Annotated in this window: 14 protein-coding genes; 4 read left to right on the forward strand and 10 right to left on the reverse strand. The window is 40.7% G+C overall.

Going from position 1 to position 14848, the window contains the following annotated elements; genetic code table 11:
• Positions 1–571 precede the first annotated feature (571 nt).
• Positions 572–1489 (forward strand): hypothetical protein, encoded by a 918-nt coding sequence (locus tag PSI23_RS07145; protein WP_273554432.1) that lies wholly within the window; start codon positions 572–574, stop codon positions 1487–1489.
• 75 nt (positions 1490–1564) lie between these two features.
• On the opposite strand, the gene PSI23_RS07150 is transcribed toward PSI23_RS07145, so the two are convergent.
• The 7 genes from PSI23_RS07150 to gntX all read right to left on the reverse strand — a co-directional run bounded on the left by PSI23_RS07150 (position 1565) and on the right by gntX (position 7828).
• Positions 1565–2110: a GNAT family N-acetyltransferase gene (locus tag PSI23_RS07150; RefSeq protein ID WP_273554433.1), complete on the reverse strand. Its 546-nt coding sequence runs from the start codon at positions 2108–2110 to the stop codon at positions 1565–1567.
• Between the two features lie 298 nt (positions 2111–2408).
• A complete protein-coding gene (gene glpD, locus PSI23_RS07155; RefSeq protein WP_273554434.1) occupies positions 2409–3902 on the reverse strand; it encodes a glycerol-3-phosphate dehydrogenase in 1494 nt (497 codons plus the stop codon).
• Positions 3903–4191: 289 nt separating this feature from the next.
• Positions 4192–4950 carry a DeoR/GlpR family transcriptional regulator gene (locus PSI23_RS07160; RefSeq protein WP_273554435.1) on the reverse strand — a complete coding sequence of 253 codons (759 nt, stop codon included), beginning with the start codon at positions 4948–4950 and terminating at the stop codon, positions 4192–4194.
• A gap of 107 nt (positions 4951–5057) precedes the next feature.
• Positions 5058–5903 carry a rhomboid family intramembrane serine protease GlpG gene (gene glpG, locus PSI23_RS07165; protein ID WP_273554436.1) on the reverse strand — a complete coding sequence of 282 codons (846 nt, stop codon included), beginning with the start codon at positions 5901–5903 and terminating at the stop codon, positions 5058–5060.
• 76 nt (positions 5904–5979) lie between these two features.
• Positions 5980–6303: a thiosulfate sulfurtransferase GlpE gene (gene glpE / locus PSI23_RS07170; RefSeq protein WP_273554437.1), complete on the reverse strand. Its 324-nt coding sequence runs from the start codon at positions 6301–6303 to the stop codon at positions 5980–5982.
• A gap of 206 nt (positions 6304–6509) precedes the next feature.
• Positions 6510–7085, reverse strand: a complete 576-nt coding sequence (gene nfuA / locus PSI23_RS07175) for a Fe-S biogenesis protein NfuA (protein ID WP_273554438.1) — start codon at positions 7083–7085, stop codon at positions 6510–6512.
• Between the two features lie 59 nt (positions 7086–7144).
• The gene (gene gntX, locus PSI23_RS07180; RefSeq protein ID WP_273554439.1) at positions 7145–7828 is read right to left on the reverse strand and encodes a DNA utilization protein GntX; all 684 of its coding nucleotides are present in this window, start codon (positions 7826–7828) and stop codon (positions 7145–7147) included.
• Between the two features lie 38 nt (positions 7829–7866).
• Between gntX and bioH the strand changes: the two genes are divergently transcribed.
• Positions 7867–8643, forward strand: a complete 777-nt coding sequence (gene bioH, locus PSI23_RS07185; protein WP_273554440.1) for a pimeloyl-ACP methyl ester esterase BioH — start codon at positions 7867–7869, stop codon at positions 8641–8643.
• Between the two features lie 50 nt (positions 8644–8693).
• On the opposite strand, the gene PSI23_RS07190 is transcribed toward bioH, so the two are convergent.
• Positions 8694–9137, reverse strand: coding sequence for an OsmC family protein (locus tag PSI23_RS07190; RefSeq protein ID WP_273554441.1), 444 nt, complete (start codon positions 9135–9137; stop codon positions 8694–8696).
• Positions 9138–9556: 419 nt separating this feature from the next.
• Here PSI23_RS07190 and PSI23_RS07195 point away from each other — a divergent pair, with 419 nt between their 5' ends.
• Positions 9557–10423, forward strand: coding sequence for a helix-turn-helix transcriptional regulator (locus PSI23_RS07195; RefSeq protein ID WP_273554442.1), 867 nt, complete (start codon positions 9557–9559; stop codon positions 10421–10423).
• Here PSI23_RS07195 and PSI23_RS07200 read toward each other — a convergent pair.
• Together PSI23_RS07200 and emrA are read right to left on the reverse strand one after the other, a co-directional pair.
• On the reverse strand, positions 10416–11948 hold the full coding sequence (locus PSI23_RS07200) for a DHA2 family efflux MFS transporter permease subunit (protein WP_373567288.1): 1533 nt from the start codon (positions 11946–11948) through the stop codon (positions 10416–10418). The two genes, PSI23_RS07195 and PSI23_RS07200, sit on opposite strands and share 8 nt — an antisense overlap.
• Positions 11938–13125: a multidrug efflux MFS transporter periplasmic adaptor subunit EmrA gene (emrA, locus tag PSI23_RS07205; protein ID WP_273554444.1), complete on the reverse strand. Its 1188-nt coding sequence runs from the start codon at positions 13123–13125 to the stop codon at positions 11938–11940. Before emrA ends, PSI23_RS07200 begins: the two co-directional genes overlap by 11 nt.
• 539 nt (positions 13126–13664) lie before the next feature.
• Between emrA and PSI23_RS07210 the strand changes: the two genes are divergently transcribed.
• A complete protein-coding gene (locus tag PSI23_RS07210; protein WP_273554445.1) occupies positions 13665–14846 on the forward strand; it encodes a LuxE/PaaK family acyltransferase in 1182 nt (393 codons plus the stop codon).
• Positions 14847–14848: the final 2 nt, after the last annotated feature.

A 14848-nucleotide genomic window follows, 5' to 3' on the forward strand; every position in this document is an offset into this window, starting at 1 on the left:
AGTTTTTATCCATTCTCTTTTATCTTCATAAATTTGAACATAAATCGCAATAAGCGAATTAAAGAAAGGGGATTAATATCACAATTGCAAAAAAAATGAAAATTTAAAAAATAACAAAGTCTAATATTATCAATATTTTGAATATATATTTTGATTTTGCATTGAAGATATAAAAACCGTCATCATGGGAGAATATAGGGGATATGTAGGGATTATTTATATTTGCTCACTGTATTTTTCTGTATGGATGGTGATTTTTGCTACACTATTTATCACGTGACAGAATAATTAGGTTACATTCTGCATCTTATTCTTGCATGAATCAATAAAATATCCTATCGAGTGGATCTTATTTCAAAGCATAAAAATTTAGCTTTTTCTATTTTCATAATCAATAATAAATCTGGATTATTTCTGATTTATATCCATATTTTCAGCCAGTTATATATAACCAATAGATAGAAATATATTAGTTTTATGTGTGATTATAACTTTTTGTTATTTTATGTTTTCTTCATGAAGGGAGTAGGATTAATAATCCTACTTCTTTAGTGTTATATAGGAGAATATTTTGCTTAGGTGGAAAAAAGAACCAAAGCGTCGAGAAATCTCGACGAGTGATCTCAGAAGTAAAGGAATAGAGATCATAAAGCATCAGGAAATGAACTTTTTAGATTATTATCATGATAATAGTTTTGTCTTATCCAATTGTTATATTTTGGGTATTCATATTAAATTGCTTGGGAAACAGGGGGATATCCATAATGAAACTAAAATGAAGTATATTAATTCTATTAGTTACGCTCTTAATAAGATTAACAAAAAAGTGAGAAATTTATCTGGAGTGGTGAAAAACATTAATGTTTATGTAGCGGAGGGAACAGGAAGAACTGAAGTTAGATGGCCGAAAATAGAAGACGAAAATACGTATAATAAATTGATTTCGAAAGGAGTATGGGTTGAAAGTCCATGTCTTCATATAAATGATAAGCAAATTACGCAAGTGAATAAAATTAAGTCTCTTCCTTCTTCTTCCTGGGGAAACCGTTGGCTTAGAAATAAAAATCACTCGGGTCAAGTTGGATTGAATGTGTCTGGTGTCTCCGATCAACTTCATCAGGAATCCATATCAGGAAAAAGGAAATTATTGGAATCTAATCCCGAATGTTCAGCTAGGGTTATTGCTTCTATCGTACATGAAATTGGACATATACTTCATGCGCAGCGCATTGAATCAGAAAGAAAATTTTGGTGTGCTAGAAGGACGAATGAGCAAGGGGAATATACTATCCCAGCGAAGATTGTTGAACAGGTGAGTGATTATGCTATACAGAAAAATAATTCGAATGAATTTGTTGCAGAAGTTTTTACTGGTTTAGTATATGGGAAAAAATACAGTAAAAAGGTATTAGAATATTATCAATATTATTTGGGACCTGAACTCATCGGTGTAGAACTGCCCAAATTACCAAATAATTGGAGTCCTTAATCTCTTGATTTTTATATCCCGTCAGTAAAAAAGTATTTTACTGGATTGTGAGTTAAAATTTATTGAGCACCAGATCTAATCGGATAGATTCTTAACCATTATATATATTGTGCTTTGCTGTTTTGAGTTGGTAAAAGTCGTACTTTTTTGCCACGCCATTCCCTTTCTGACATAAAATTTAATGGCAGATGTGTTCTGCTCCAATACTTCTAACCAAAGCCACTTTTGCCCCTGCTTATGAGCAAGTTTCACTATATGGTTAAATAATTGATCTCCATATTTTTGTCCGGTCAGATTTGGCATTAAGTGGAGCTTATGCAAATAGATGCCAGAGAAGTCTTTATCAGGAATAGGTTGATTGCAGATGATTTTACTAAAGCCAACGATATTGGAATTATTTGTCTTTGAATCGACAACATGAAGGGATTCGGCAATAAACCATTTGTGATTGGGAGCTTGTAGTGAATTCGATATTTGCTCTACTGAACACTCGCCTACGATATACTCTTCCAATTCACCCTGATCATGCCATAAATAAGAAAAATGAAACCGGTAGCTTGTTTCAATTAACTGGGACAGTAGCATAGCATCTTCTATAGTTGCATCCCGAATAGTCAACATAGATATTTCCAAAGCTGTTGTGTTAGATGACTGTGTTAGATATATGCCAATTTGGTTTCTAACATACTATCACGATGACAAAAATATGTATTTTAAAATAACCAGTTGAATTAAGTGAAAAATAATGGGATTTCAATAGGAAATAGGGATGGTTGATTTCGAAAATTCACGGTCAATTTGGGGACGTTAATGAGCGGGAAAAAACTCATATGATAGGAATAAATTATGATTGGAATGAATAGAAACGAAAAATGGCGATAAAAATTATCGCCATTTTTACGCTGAATCAATCTCGCAATTAAGCAGCTTTGGCGTTTTGTGCCAGCCAGTCAGCTACGCGTTGTTTTTGTTCATCGTTGAGCCACATACCCAGTTTAGTACGGCGCCAGATAGCATCATCTAACTGTGTTACCCATTCGTGCTCAACTAAATAACGCAATTCAGTTTCATACAAACCATGACCGAAAAATTCGCCAAGATCAGTCAGTGCTTCAGCGCCTTTCAGGATGATTTGGCTGTTGCTGCCGTAAGTACGGGCATAGCGCCGTGCCATACCTTCCGGCAACCAGTTGTGACGCTGACGCAGCAGACGCGCATAACCATCGCGATCGCAGCCTTCCAGCTCTCCACCCGGTAATTTGCCATTTTTAGTCCATGCCTGACCCGCGTTGGGGTAGTACTGTGCCAGTTTATCCACGGCGTGTTCAGCCAATTTACGATAAGTTGTCAGTTTGCCACCGAATACGGACAGTAATGGCATCTGACCTTGCTCATCCCGCACATCCAGAGTGTAATCACGGGTAATCGCTTGTGGTGAATCGGATTCATCATCACACAGAGGGCGGACGCCAGAGTAAGTCCAGACAATATCATCGCGGACAAGTTGTTTCTTGAAGTGGTCGTTATAGACTTTCAGCAAATAGTCGATCTCTTTATCGTCAATTTTGACTTCTTTTGGATCGCCTTTGTATTCAACATCCGTCGTACCGATGATCGAGAATTCGTCATTCCATGGAATAACAAACACGATGCGATTATCTTCATTTTGCAGGATATAAGCCTGTGGTTCATCGTGAACGCGAGGAACAACAATATGGCTGCCTTTGATCAAGCGGATGCCATAAGGCGATTTCAATTGCAGGCCGTTATCGAAGAAATTTTTCACCCAAGGGCCAGTTGCGTTGACTAAACCTTTTGCACGCCATGTGTTGGTTTCGCCTGTCTTGAGATCTTTGGCTTCAACCATCCAGTAACCATCCTCACGCCATGCGCGGGTCACTTGGGTACGGGTACGTACTTCGCCGCCGTGTTTTTGAACTTCCTGTGCGTTCAGAACAACCAGACGCGCATCATCAACCCAACAGTCGGAGTATTCAAAGCCACGAGTGATAGAGGGTTTCAATACTGAGTTTGCACCAAATCTCAACCCTTTACTGCCTGATAAGCTAACGCGTTTGCCTAAGTTATCGTACAGGAACAGGCCAATGCGGATCATCCAAGCTGGGCGCAGGTGTGGTTGATGTGGTAGACGAAAACGCATCGGGAATGCAATATGGGGAGCCAGTTTTAAAAGCACTTCACGTTCTGCCAGTGCTTCACTGACTAAACGGAATTCATAATGTTCCAGATAGCGCAAGCCACCGTGGATTAGCTTGGAGCTGGCAGATGAAGTTGCGCTGGCCAAGTCTTGACCTTCCAACAGCAGGACAGAAAGTCCCCGGCCAGCAGCATCTGCCGCAATACCAGCGCCGTTAATTCCGCCGCCGATTACAATCAAGTCTTTGGTTTCCATTGCATCCCCTTTGAAATGTTCGAAACAGTTCTTTAATGTTCGTTTTCGCTCAAGGATTGTAATCAAAAATTCATCAATCGCCAACTATTAACTCAGAAAAAACATATTCACGTGATACAGGTAACAAATCCTGATCATATGCATAAGATTAATAAGGATTTTGTGGGATACAAATTTGAGAGAGAATTTTGAGAGGGAATATTTATGAGAAGGAGTCCCATTTGAAAAGAAACCCCACCAGAATTTCAGGTGGGGGGATATTATCACGAGATTACTGCGTAAAAAGTAATTAGCACAGTTCCAGCTTAACGTTATATTGCTCAATGACTTTCTGGACGTTGGGAGGAGGTGTTTTATCCGTGAACAAGAAATCAATCAGGTTCATGTTACCGAGATTAACCATGGCACTGCGGCCAAATTTTGAATGGTCGGCAACCAGCATGACACAGCGGGAGTTTTCGATAATAGCGCGTTTGGTACGGACTTCGTGGTAATCGAATTCCAGCAATGAGCCATCACTATCAATACCGCTGATCCCAAGAATGCCGAAATCAAGGCGGAACTGGGAAATAAAATCCAGCGTTGCTTCACCAATAATGCCGCCATCACGGGAACGCACTTCACCACCAGCCAAAATGAGCCGGAAATCTTCTTTGCCCATAAACAATGTTGCGACATTGAGGTTGTTGGTGACAATCCGTAAATCGCGGTGGTTTAGCAGGGCATGTGCCACAGCTTCTGGGGTTGTTCCAATATCAATGAACAGGGTTGCGCCGTTTGGAATTTGGGTAGCAACGTGTTGTGCAATGCGAGCTTTTTCATCCGACCACATTATCTTGCGGTCATGATAGGCGGTGTTGACAGAGCTGGATGGCAACGCGGCACCGCCATGATGGCGCTGGATTTTATTTTTATCAGCCAGATCATTTAAATCACGCCGGATGGTTTGCGGGCTGACATCAAAATGTGCAACCAGCTCTTCAGTGCTGACATAACCTTGAAGGCGCACCAACTCGATTATTGCATCATGTCGCTGAGTTTGCTTCACAACATTCCCCTAATGTTTGCATAGATAGATTATAGTTGCCCAAAATTATCCCTCTCTATTTCAAGTCGTTATTGCAACATGAACTCTGTTGGGCGTCTTCTGGAGTTTTATTGGTTTTTTTGTTTACGCAAATTCAAATTATCCCATAGCCCCATCAATAACCCGATAATTAACCCTGAAATATGGGCGGTATTGGCGATGTTGAGTGAAAATAGATTGAGATAGCCAACCAATAACCAAATGATAGAAATAGCGATTAACCCTCTGGGAGCACTTATTCCACGTTTAGGTGACATTTCACCTGTTAGCCAGACATATCCGATCAGTGCGTAAACCACACCAGACAGTCCCCCGAAATTAGCTCCGCTGAACAATGATTGCGCCCAGCCACTGAAAAATGCTGAGACTATTGTGATTTCAAAAAGTTTGCTGCTGCCAATTTTTTGTTCTACCTGACTGCCGAAATACCACCATAATGCAAGATTAAAGAGGATATGTGTCAGAGAGAAATGTAGCAGGGCAGGGCTGATCCAGCGCCATAATTCCAGATATTGATCACTGTTAGTCGGCCACGCCAGCCAGTTCATGACATCAGGAATGCTCGTCATTGTTATCCAAAGATAAACAAGGATACAGAGCATCGTTATAGCAATTGTCAACGGCCCAGACTGACTTTTTAGCGTCTGCAAGTTCAGGCTGTTGTGGTACTTGAAGGAGCTGGCTGGTTTACCCGTTTGCCAACTGGCAGCCTGATAGCGTTCATGGAACGGATCGCGGGTAAAGTGGTGAAGTTCCTGCTCAACCCGGTTTAGTTGGTTGTCATCTTCTAACCAGAGTTCAACGGGTGACGACTCATTGTTGAGCCGCATGGTCAAATGAATGTCCTGAGTCGCCATATAATCAATAAAGGCCTGAGCCAGTCGAGGGTTGGATATTGAGGTTACATGGATCATTGCTCGTCTTATCTCTGCCTTAAGTTGAAGTTAATTGTACAGGGATTAATTGTGTTGATATCAGTGCGTTAAAGATTCATTGAGTATGGACAGCGTGAGGATACTCTCTTTTCCAGACTTCAAAGCCGCCATTGACACTATAAACGGTCTCAAACCCTATATTGATCAGGTACTGTGCTGCACCCTGACTGCTATGGCCGTGGTAGCACATTACTATGATCGGTTGGTCAAAATCTGCTTCCTGTAGAAGGCTATTAATTGTTTCATTTGTCAGGTGAAACGCACCTGTTGCGTGTCCAGAACGGAAGCTTTGTGGGTCGCGGATATCAACCAAGACTGCGGTTTTGTCGAGCCAGTGTTGGTAAGCCTGTTCAGGGTTTATCGTTTGAAAATGGTCCATAAATACTCAACGTAGTTTCTAAAGTTTTCATTTTCAATATATTCATTTCTCAATAGTCGTCTGGTATGACCTTATCGCCTTTCCAATGTAAATATTGGAAAGGCGGGAAATGCAGATAGAAAATATTAGAAACAGAAAAATGGTAAAAACTATAATGTTTCCAAAAAGCATAATGTTTAAGAAAACATCAAAACAAGAATGAAAAATCAGTAATATGAATGTTCACCGCGCTGGTGTTCAGTCAGATCTTTCACACCTTTCAATTCAGGGAACATCTGTAGTAACTGTTTTTCAATCCCTTCTTTCAGGGTGACATCGACCATTGAACAGCCGTTACACCCACCACCGAATTGCAGAATGGCATAACCTTCATCGGTGATTTCCATCAGGCTGACACGACCACCATGCCCCGCCAACTGTGGATTAATCTGTGATTGTAGGAGATATTCAACACGCTCAATAAGTGGAGCATCATCAGCCACTTTACGCATTTTGGCGTTCGGGGCTTTCAGGGTCAGTTGAGAACCTAGTTGATCGGTCACAAAATCAATGACAGCTTCTTCCAGGAAAGGTGCGCTAATTTCATCAACATAGGCGGAGAGTTGGTCGAACTTCAGTTCGGTGTCAGTGGCTTCAACAGCATCCGGTGGGCAATAGGAAACACCGCATTCAGCCGTCGGTGTTCCTGGATTAATGACAAAAACGCGGATCTGTGTGCCCGGTTCTTGATTTGCCAGTAGTTTGGCAAAATGCGCTTGCGCTGCTTCAGTAATATTAATCATGTCATTTGCTCAATAGTTGACTGTCCTAGTTGGTTATAATACGCCCATTTATAAAGGAACTACAAGGTTCGGCATATTGCCCAAGCCTGTACAGAGCGAGCCCCCGCACGAATTAACAACTGTGAAGCTTCATGCAGTGTTGTGCCCGTGGTGATCACATCATCGAAAATCGCGACATGTTGATCGGCAAAATCGCCCTGTAATTGAAAGACCCGCTTAAGATTGGTTTTCCTTTGGGCGGCAGATAAGCCCCGCTGTGTGAGTGTAGCACGTGAGCGTTGCAAAAAACCGGGGTGATACGGGCATTGCAGCCAACGTGAGAGAGGGCGGGCAATAAGTTCAATCTGATCGAACCCACGTTGCCAGCGTTTTCTGCTGTGCAGAGGAATACCCAGTATACGATCCGGCTTATGCCAGAGACCTTCTCGATAGCCTTGTAACCAATGCAGCAGGAACAAGCGTGCCAGCACTGGCGCGAGTTGCGGAGTACCGTGATACTTATACCGTTTAATAAGTTGGCTTAATGGCGGAGTGTAATCTGTGATGGCGATCAGATGTTGCCATAGAGGGGGATTTTTCATGCATCGCCCACAGGGAAGATCGCTGGATTCAGAAGGTAGGGCACAGCGTGGGCAGACATGTTGCTGCCACTTTAAGTGATGATGGCAGATGCAGCAGATTCCATGATGGGCAAAATACAAATTTTGATGGCATAGCCAACAGTATCCAACCATTGTTAGCATAGTTTCCTTCCTTGGTGATAAATAAAGTGAGAATAACAATGAATCAGTTGTCTTGGCAGATAATCGGAGATGCACCGCATGATCTTGTGATGCTGCACGGATGGGGATTAAACGCTGAGGTTTGGCGTTCAGTGGAAACGCGATTGGTTTCGCATTTTCGTTTGCATCTGGTGGATTTACCGGGATATGGTCGTAGCCAATCGTATCCGGCAATGTCATTAGCGGATATGGCAGATACAGTATGGCAGCAAGCGCCAGAAAATGCCTTGTGGCTTGGCTGGTCTTTAGGGGGATTGGTGGCCAGTCGGATTGCTTTAGATCATCCGACGCAAGTTGCGGGCTTGGTCACTGTGGCTTCCTCACCAAAATTTAGTGCTGATGGAGACTGGCCGGGCATTAAGCCAGAGGTTTTGCGTGCATTTGAACGTCAATTGAGTGCGGACTTTCAGAAGACAGTCGAACGTTTTCTGGCTTTGCAGACACTGGGAACAGACAGCGCACATCAGGATGCCCGTGTACTGAAATCAGTGGTATTGAACCAGCCGATGCCGACAGTCGATGTATTAAATGCTGGTTTGGAAATCCTGCGCACTGATGATTTAAGGGAAGAGTTGTCTCGGCTTCAATTACCTTTCCTGCGTCTTTATGGTTACCTTGATGGTTTGGTACCACGTAAGATTGCTTCGCAGCTTGATAGTGCATTGCCACATACGCATTCCATTATTATGCGCAATGCAGCTCATGCACCTTTTATTTCTCATCCTGATGAGTTTGTCGAAATATTAACGAACTTTGCTTCCGGTATGGAATGGTAATTTATGCTAAAAATTACCCATAACATGAACAATTATGGGTAATAAACCTATTATTTGACAGGATAAACTTCAGTCACAATTTCTGGTGTATTAACGATAGTGTCGAGAACAGGGCAATGATTTTCGACAAAAGTAATAAAATCTCGGATCTCTTGTTCGGTATTATCTGCTTTAACATAAAATTTGGAGGTAATTTTTGAAAACCCCAGTTTGGCGTTTTTATTTATACCTTTGATTCTGTCGAGATCTAATTCACCTTCTAGTGTGATCTTGATATCAATCAGATTTATTTTCTGTGCACTGGCAAAGACTTTCGCCACCATAGCCTGGCAGGCGCCGAAAGCGGAAAGTAATGCTTCTACCGGAGTCATTGCTTCATCTTCCCCTCCTAAGCTTTCTGGTTCGTCTACATGGAAGGAAAAGTTTCGTGAGGAACATTTCATTTTAAGAGGCCCTGCAGACTCTATAGTTGCAGTAAATAACTCTTTAGACATATTGGTATCCTTAGGTTATTAATAATGACAGAAATACAATTCAGATAATAAGGAGCGGTTTTTTATTTTTCAATTTTAATGAAACTAATAAAATTTAATTCCGAGTAACAATATAAATTACATTAAAACAGTGAGTAAACTTGTTCTGGTAAAAAGATTATCAGGGTAAAAATGAATTTTTTATCCTCGTTTTTCATGTAAATCTTACTTTACATATTCTCCTTGACAGGTTATCAGTGTGATAATATTGCTACTTCTAAACAGACATAATAACCCTATGTGAATGGAGCTATTAGCCTTGTTACTATTGGTTGACTGCACATGGTTGACTGCATATCGGCTAAAAGATTAATGTAGAGAAGATTGCAAGTTAAGGTTGACTACATTCACTCACTGCTTTGTTGATAAGGATTGAGGCTATGCTATCAAATATTCCGGCTGCCCCTAGGTTTATCCAGCAATATAAACATGCTACTAGTGAATTAAACTTTCTTTACAATGTTTCAACTGAGTGGCATCAACATCCCTGTATTCAACTCAGCCTATCTTTACATACACATGAATCGTTAGCCTTATCAATACAGGATGAGACTCACTCCACTCATGGTTTTCTGATTCGCTCAAACGTAATGCATAAGATGGATTCCTCCAATACCTGTAGTATTACATTGCTCATTGAACCGATTGATGAACACTACCATTTATTTAGCCATCTCACAGAGAATGTGGAAGTAATTTTGCTGGAGCATGATGATATTGTGGCAGTAACAGATTACCTGGTTAAGTCGTTCCTTTGTGGCGAAAAACCAGACACATTCACTGTTTACTTGTTACTTAGCCCATACCTGTCATGTCACTGTCAATTTGATAAACGTATTTTGAAAGCTGTTTCGTTTATCGAATCGCTATCAGTAAAGCGGATTTCATCCCGTCAAGTGGCTGATAAAATTTACCTTTCTGAAAGCCGTTTTTTACATCTTTTCCGTGATCAAGTGGGAATTAACTTCCGGGCTTACTTACTATGGTTACGCTTAAGTGATGCTATTGAGGAGATTCATATGACTGATTCCTTAACCTTGATCGCTAATAACTGTGGTTTTTCTGACACTGCTCATTTTAGCCGGACATGTAAAATGGCTTATGGGATACGCCCTTCTGATCTTAAGCATATAATTCAGCAGAATTTACAATTCAATTGTCATACGGCTCAGTGCCTCTATAACATCAATAAACAGATAATAAATAGTATTCATCATGAAGAAGAGGCTAATCTCCAAATTACGTAGACGACAAATTCGATCTGGAAAACCAAAGAATCAAGATTAGTGCCAGAAAAATAAAACCAAAGAGCCAGAAAATTTCGTTAGCGGCCAGAATTAAACTCTGGTTGGTGATCCTCTTCACCAGAAAAACGGTTGCTTGTAAGTCAGATAATCCCAAGAGTTTAATATCCTGATAAGCTAAATCGACAAGAACGTTATTTTGTGTGATGTGCTCAGTGAGCTGGGAATGATGAACCGCTTCACGTTGAACCCATAATGTATTGGTTAACGATGTACCTATCGATATGGCTAATGTTCTAAAGAAGTTAAACAAACTTCCGGCTGAGGCAACTTTCTCCTGAGGAATATCAGATAAAATAATCACGTTGAGTGGCATAATAAAACAGGCAATCGCTATCCCCTGCACAAACTGTGGCCATGCTGCGCTGGAAAAATCCATTCCAGACTCAAAAGTATATGCTCGCCAAAAAAAGCAGAAAGAGAAGACAATAAAGCTAAGGGTAACCAGATAGCGCATATCAATTTTAGCACCAAATCGGCCAATGACTGGGGCTAGAAAAATAGGAAGAATACCGAGAGGAGCTAACGCGAGTCCCGCCCAAGTGGCGGTATAACCAAAAACTGTTTGTAACAACTGAGGTTGTAAGACCAGGACACCGATATGCAATAAAAATGCCAAACTAATACAAATCGTACCAATCGTAAAATTGCGTGATTTAAACAATGATAAATCAACAATGGGGTTATCATCAGTCAGTTCCCAAATGATAAATAGGATAATCCCTATCGTTGCAATAATAGCCAGCGAGATGATCTCATTGGAGTTAAACCAGTCGAGTTCTTTTCCTCTGTCTAACATGAGTTGTAGGCAACCCACACCGACAATGAGTAGAACCAACCCCACCTTATCAACTGGGATAACCTCAGTTTTTGTTTCACGCTTCTTCAATAACAAGTAAGTAATAAAAATAGCGGCCAGACCGATGGGAACATTGATCAAGAAAATCCATCCCCAGTGATAGTTATCGCTAATCCATCCACCGAGGATTGGACCACAAACCGGGGCAATAATGACGGTCATAGACCAGATGGCCAAAGCCATACTGTGTTGTTTCTTAGGAAAGTTTGCTAAAAGCAAGCTTTGTGATAAAGGTATGATGGGGCCTGCAACAGCACCTTGTATAACCCTTGTAATAATTAGCATTTCAAGACTATTGGATATGCCACATAGCCAGGAAGAAATGATAAAAAGCAGCGTCGAAATGATAAACAGCCGTACTTCCCCCACCCGTTTTGCCAACCAGCCAGTCAAAGGGATAGAGATCGCATTAGCAACACCAAATGACGTGATAACCCAAGTTCCTTGTGACACGGATGATCCAAGATCACCTGCAATGGTTGACAATGCTACGTTAGCAATTGTCAGATCCAATATTTGCAGAAAAGCGATAATCGCCAGAGACAGAATTAGCCACCAGCGTTGGCTGGCTGATAAAGGTTCCATAGCTGTGTGATCCTCAATTGTCATCACTTGCGTTGCTTTTTATGATTTGCTCAATGATTTCATCTATCTCATTATTATTGAATGAAAGGACATCAGTCTGATAAATAACCCTTTGTGGAGTTTTGTCAGCCAGAGTTGTGCCTGCTGTTTCTCTGGTATCAATCGTTACGTGCATAGATAAACCGATTCGCAATGGATTGAGGGCTACTTGTTTCGGATCTAATTCAATGCGTACAGGGAGGCGCTGAACCACTTTAATCCAATTACCTGTCGCATTCTGAGCGGGGAGGATAGAAAAAGCGCTGCCGGTTCCCATATCCATACCCGTAATACGCCCCTGATAAGTAACACTATCGCCATAAAAATCGCTGATTAACTTGACGGACTGCCCCAGACGCATATCAGTGAACTGTACTTCTTTAAAATTTGCCTCAACCCATATCTGGTCAGGGGGGACGATAATCATCAATGGCGTAGATTGATTGATTTGAGATCCAACTTGAACACTGCGGCGTGATACATACCCACTTACTGGAGCGTAGATTTTGGTACGTTGTAAAGACAACCAAGCTTCACGTAAATTGGACGCTGCCTTTTCTATATTTGGCAGCTTGTTTAGTGGCGTTCCCATCACCAAAGCCTGATTGATTTTATACTGCTGCATGGCGACTTTTAAATCTGCCTTAGCAATGTCAACAGCCTTACGAGAGTGATCCAGTTCTTCAACAGCGATGACATTGACCTTACCCAACTTTTCCCGTCGTGTTAGATTACTTTTTAACTTGTCTAAAGTAAGCTGTTTTAATTCTACATTGGCCAGGAGCTTGGGATTACTGAGGATGGTTTCTCGTGTTTCACGCACTGCCTGGGCTAATGCATACTTACTTTTCTCGAAGGTATTCTTAGCGTCAGCACTATCTAATGTTAGTAAAAGGTCACCTTGCTGAACAAAATCGGTATTATCAACATAAATATTTTTCACACTGCCATGGGTTTGAGACATGACTTGGATCTGATTACCGACAACATAGGCGTTATCTGTTGATTGGTAGAAACGTAATACTGTGTACCAGTAAAACATATAAGCTAAACCAGCAAACAAAAAAAGTAATACAACAAAAGAAAGTATTATTTTACGTTTTTTCTTATTATTTTCTTCTTGTGGTTGTTCAGGCATTGTTTCAATTTGGTTATTTCCCATACTCAACTCCGATTCATTGAATGAATAGGCATATCCAAAAACTTATACTGATATGCTACCTCCAGACATCCGTATTTGCCCTATCACAGGCTTACCACTCTCCTCAAATGAGAAACCAACTCAACTAGATATCCCCTATATCACCCTCTTAGCTTTATCGTTTCATATGACTTAAATGAAAACACCGTTCATAGAGTGAATTTCATACTTAGAAATTCTGCCTGCCAACACCTTAAAAATACTCGGAATATTCACTTTATAACTTATTGGCGCGATTGGATTGAATAATCTGGCTGAGGTGTATGAAAGATAATGTTAAGGGAAACTTATGTAATTATGACGGACAGTCATGTATTCCATACCAATTATTTACAAAGGGACGAAATTAGCCAGTTTATTCAAGCAAAATTAAAGCACCATCGTTAGATTTGCGTTTGCAAGAAATTACTTATACGAATTACTTATTTCTTATGCGTATTTGATAAAGATATTCGTTAAACGATGGTAAAAAATATATATTAACTATAAGGATAGATGATATGTTCAACTCGACTGAGTTGTATGAAAAAATAAAGGAAGTAAATGGTGACTCTATAAAATGGTTAATCACAAATAGTAACTTTCTCTATAGCCTTCCAACTGAAGAACAACAAGAATTAAAAACTCACATTATTAGAGATGCATTTAAATATCATTTTGAAAATAATATTTACTACCGTGAACAATGTGAAAAGAAAGGTGTGAAACCCAGTGATATCCAAAGTTATGCGGACTTGATAAATATTCCTGTTATTCCGGTATCCACTTTTAAATCTGAAAATAGCCATCGCCTGTTAAGTAAACCTCTTTCCAGCATTGAGCATGAGATGCGTTCGACAGGTACGAGTGGTATTCCTAGCGTTGCTCGTCGATGCGATGAAACAATGGACTATGCTACGATAGGTCTCTATAACTCATATCGCGATATGCTTAAACTTTCCAGTGGTGCAGGACTTTGTTTATGTCCTTCTACGGAAGAAATTCCTGAAATGGGAATGATAAAAGCATTCAACTGGTTGACTGGATTGCTGGATACCAATCGCTTTATGGTTAAAGAAGAACGTTTTGTTCCAGAAGAAGCTGTTAGTCAATTAAAAGAATGGGAAGGAAAATTCACTCGCCATCTGATAGGTCCCCCGTTTCTTATTCATCGCTTTATCAGCTTCTTAAAAGCCACGAACACTAAACTGGAATTGGATAGTGGAAGTATGGTCATTACACTCGGTGGCTGGAAACGTTTCACTGGTGCCATGATCTCTCGTACCGAGTTTAATCAAGAACTGGAAACTTGGCTGGGCATTCCTGCTAGCCGTAACCGTGATATGTATGGACTTGTTGAAGCCAACTTCCTGGCGATAGAAGATGAGTTCAATCAAAAACATGTACCACCTTATATTCACTTCTCTGTTCGTGATCCGGAAAACTTATCCCGAGAAGTTGCTGATGGTGAGACTGGGCAACTTGTTATTTTCGATCCTATAGCACGTTCAACACCTGGAATGTTGCTGACTGAAGATATGATCTACCTGCGTACTGATAATGATCTGTCAGGCCGTAACTCTCAACGCATGCAATATGTTATGCGAGCACCTTCCGCAACAGAATTCGGCTGTTGTGCCGTTAATTTGGAGAGTCAAATGGCTGATGATGAACAAAGGAATTCGTGCCCTGTTACTCAGTGAGG

Origin of the sequence: Xenorhabdus yunnanensis (assembly GCF_028598805.1) — a bacterium.
Lineage (GTDB): Bacteria > Pseudomonadota > Gammaproteobacteria > Enterobacterales > Enterobacteriaceae > Xenorhabdus > Xenorhabdus yunnanensis.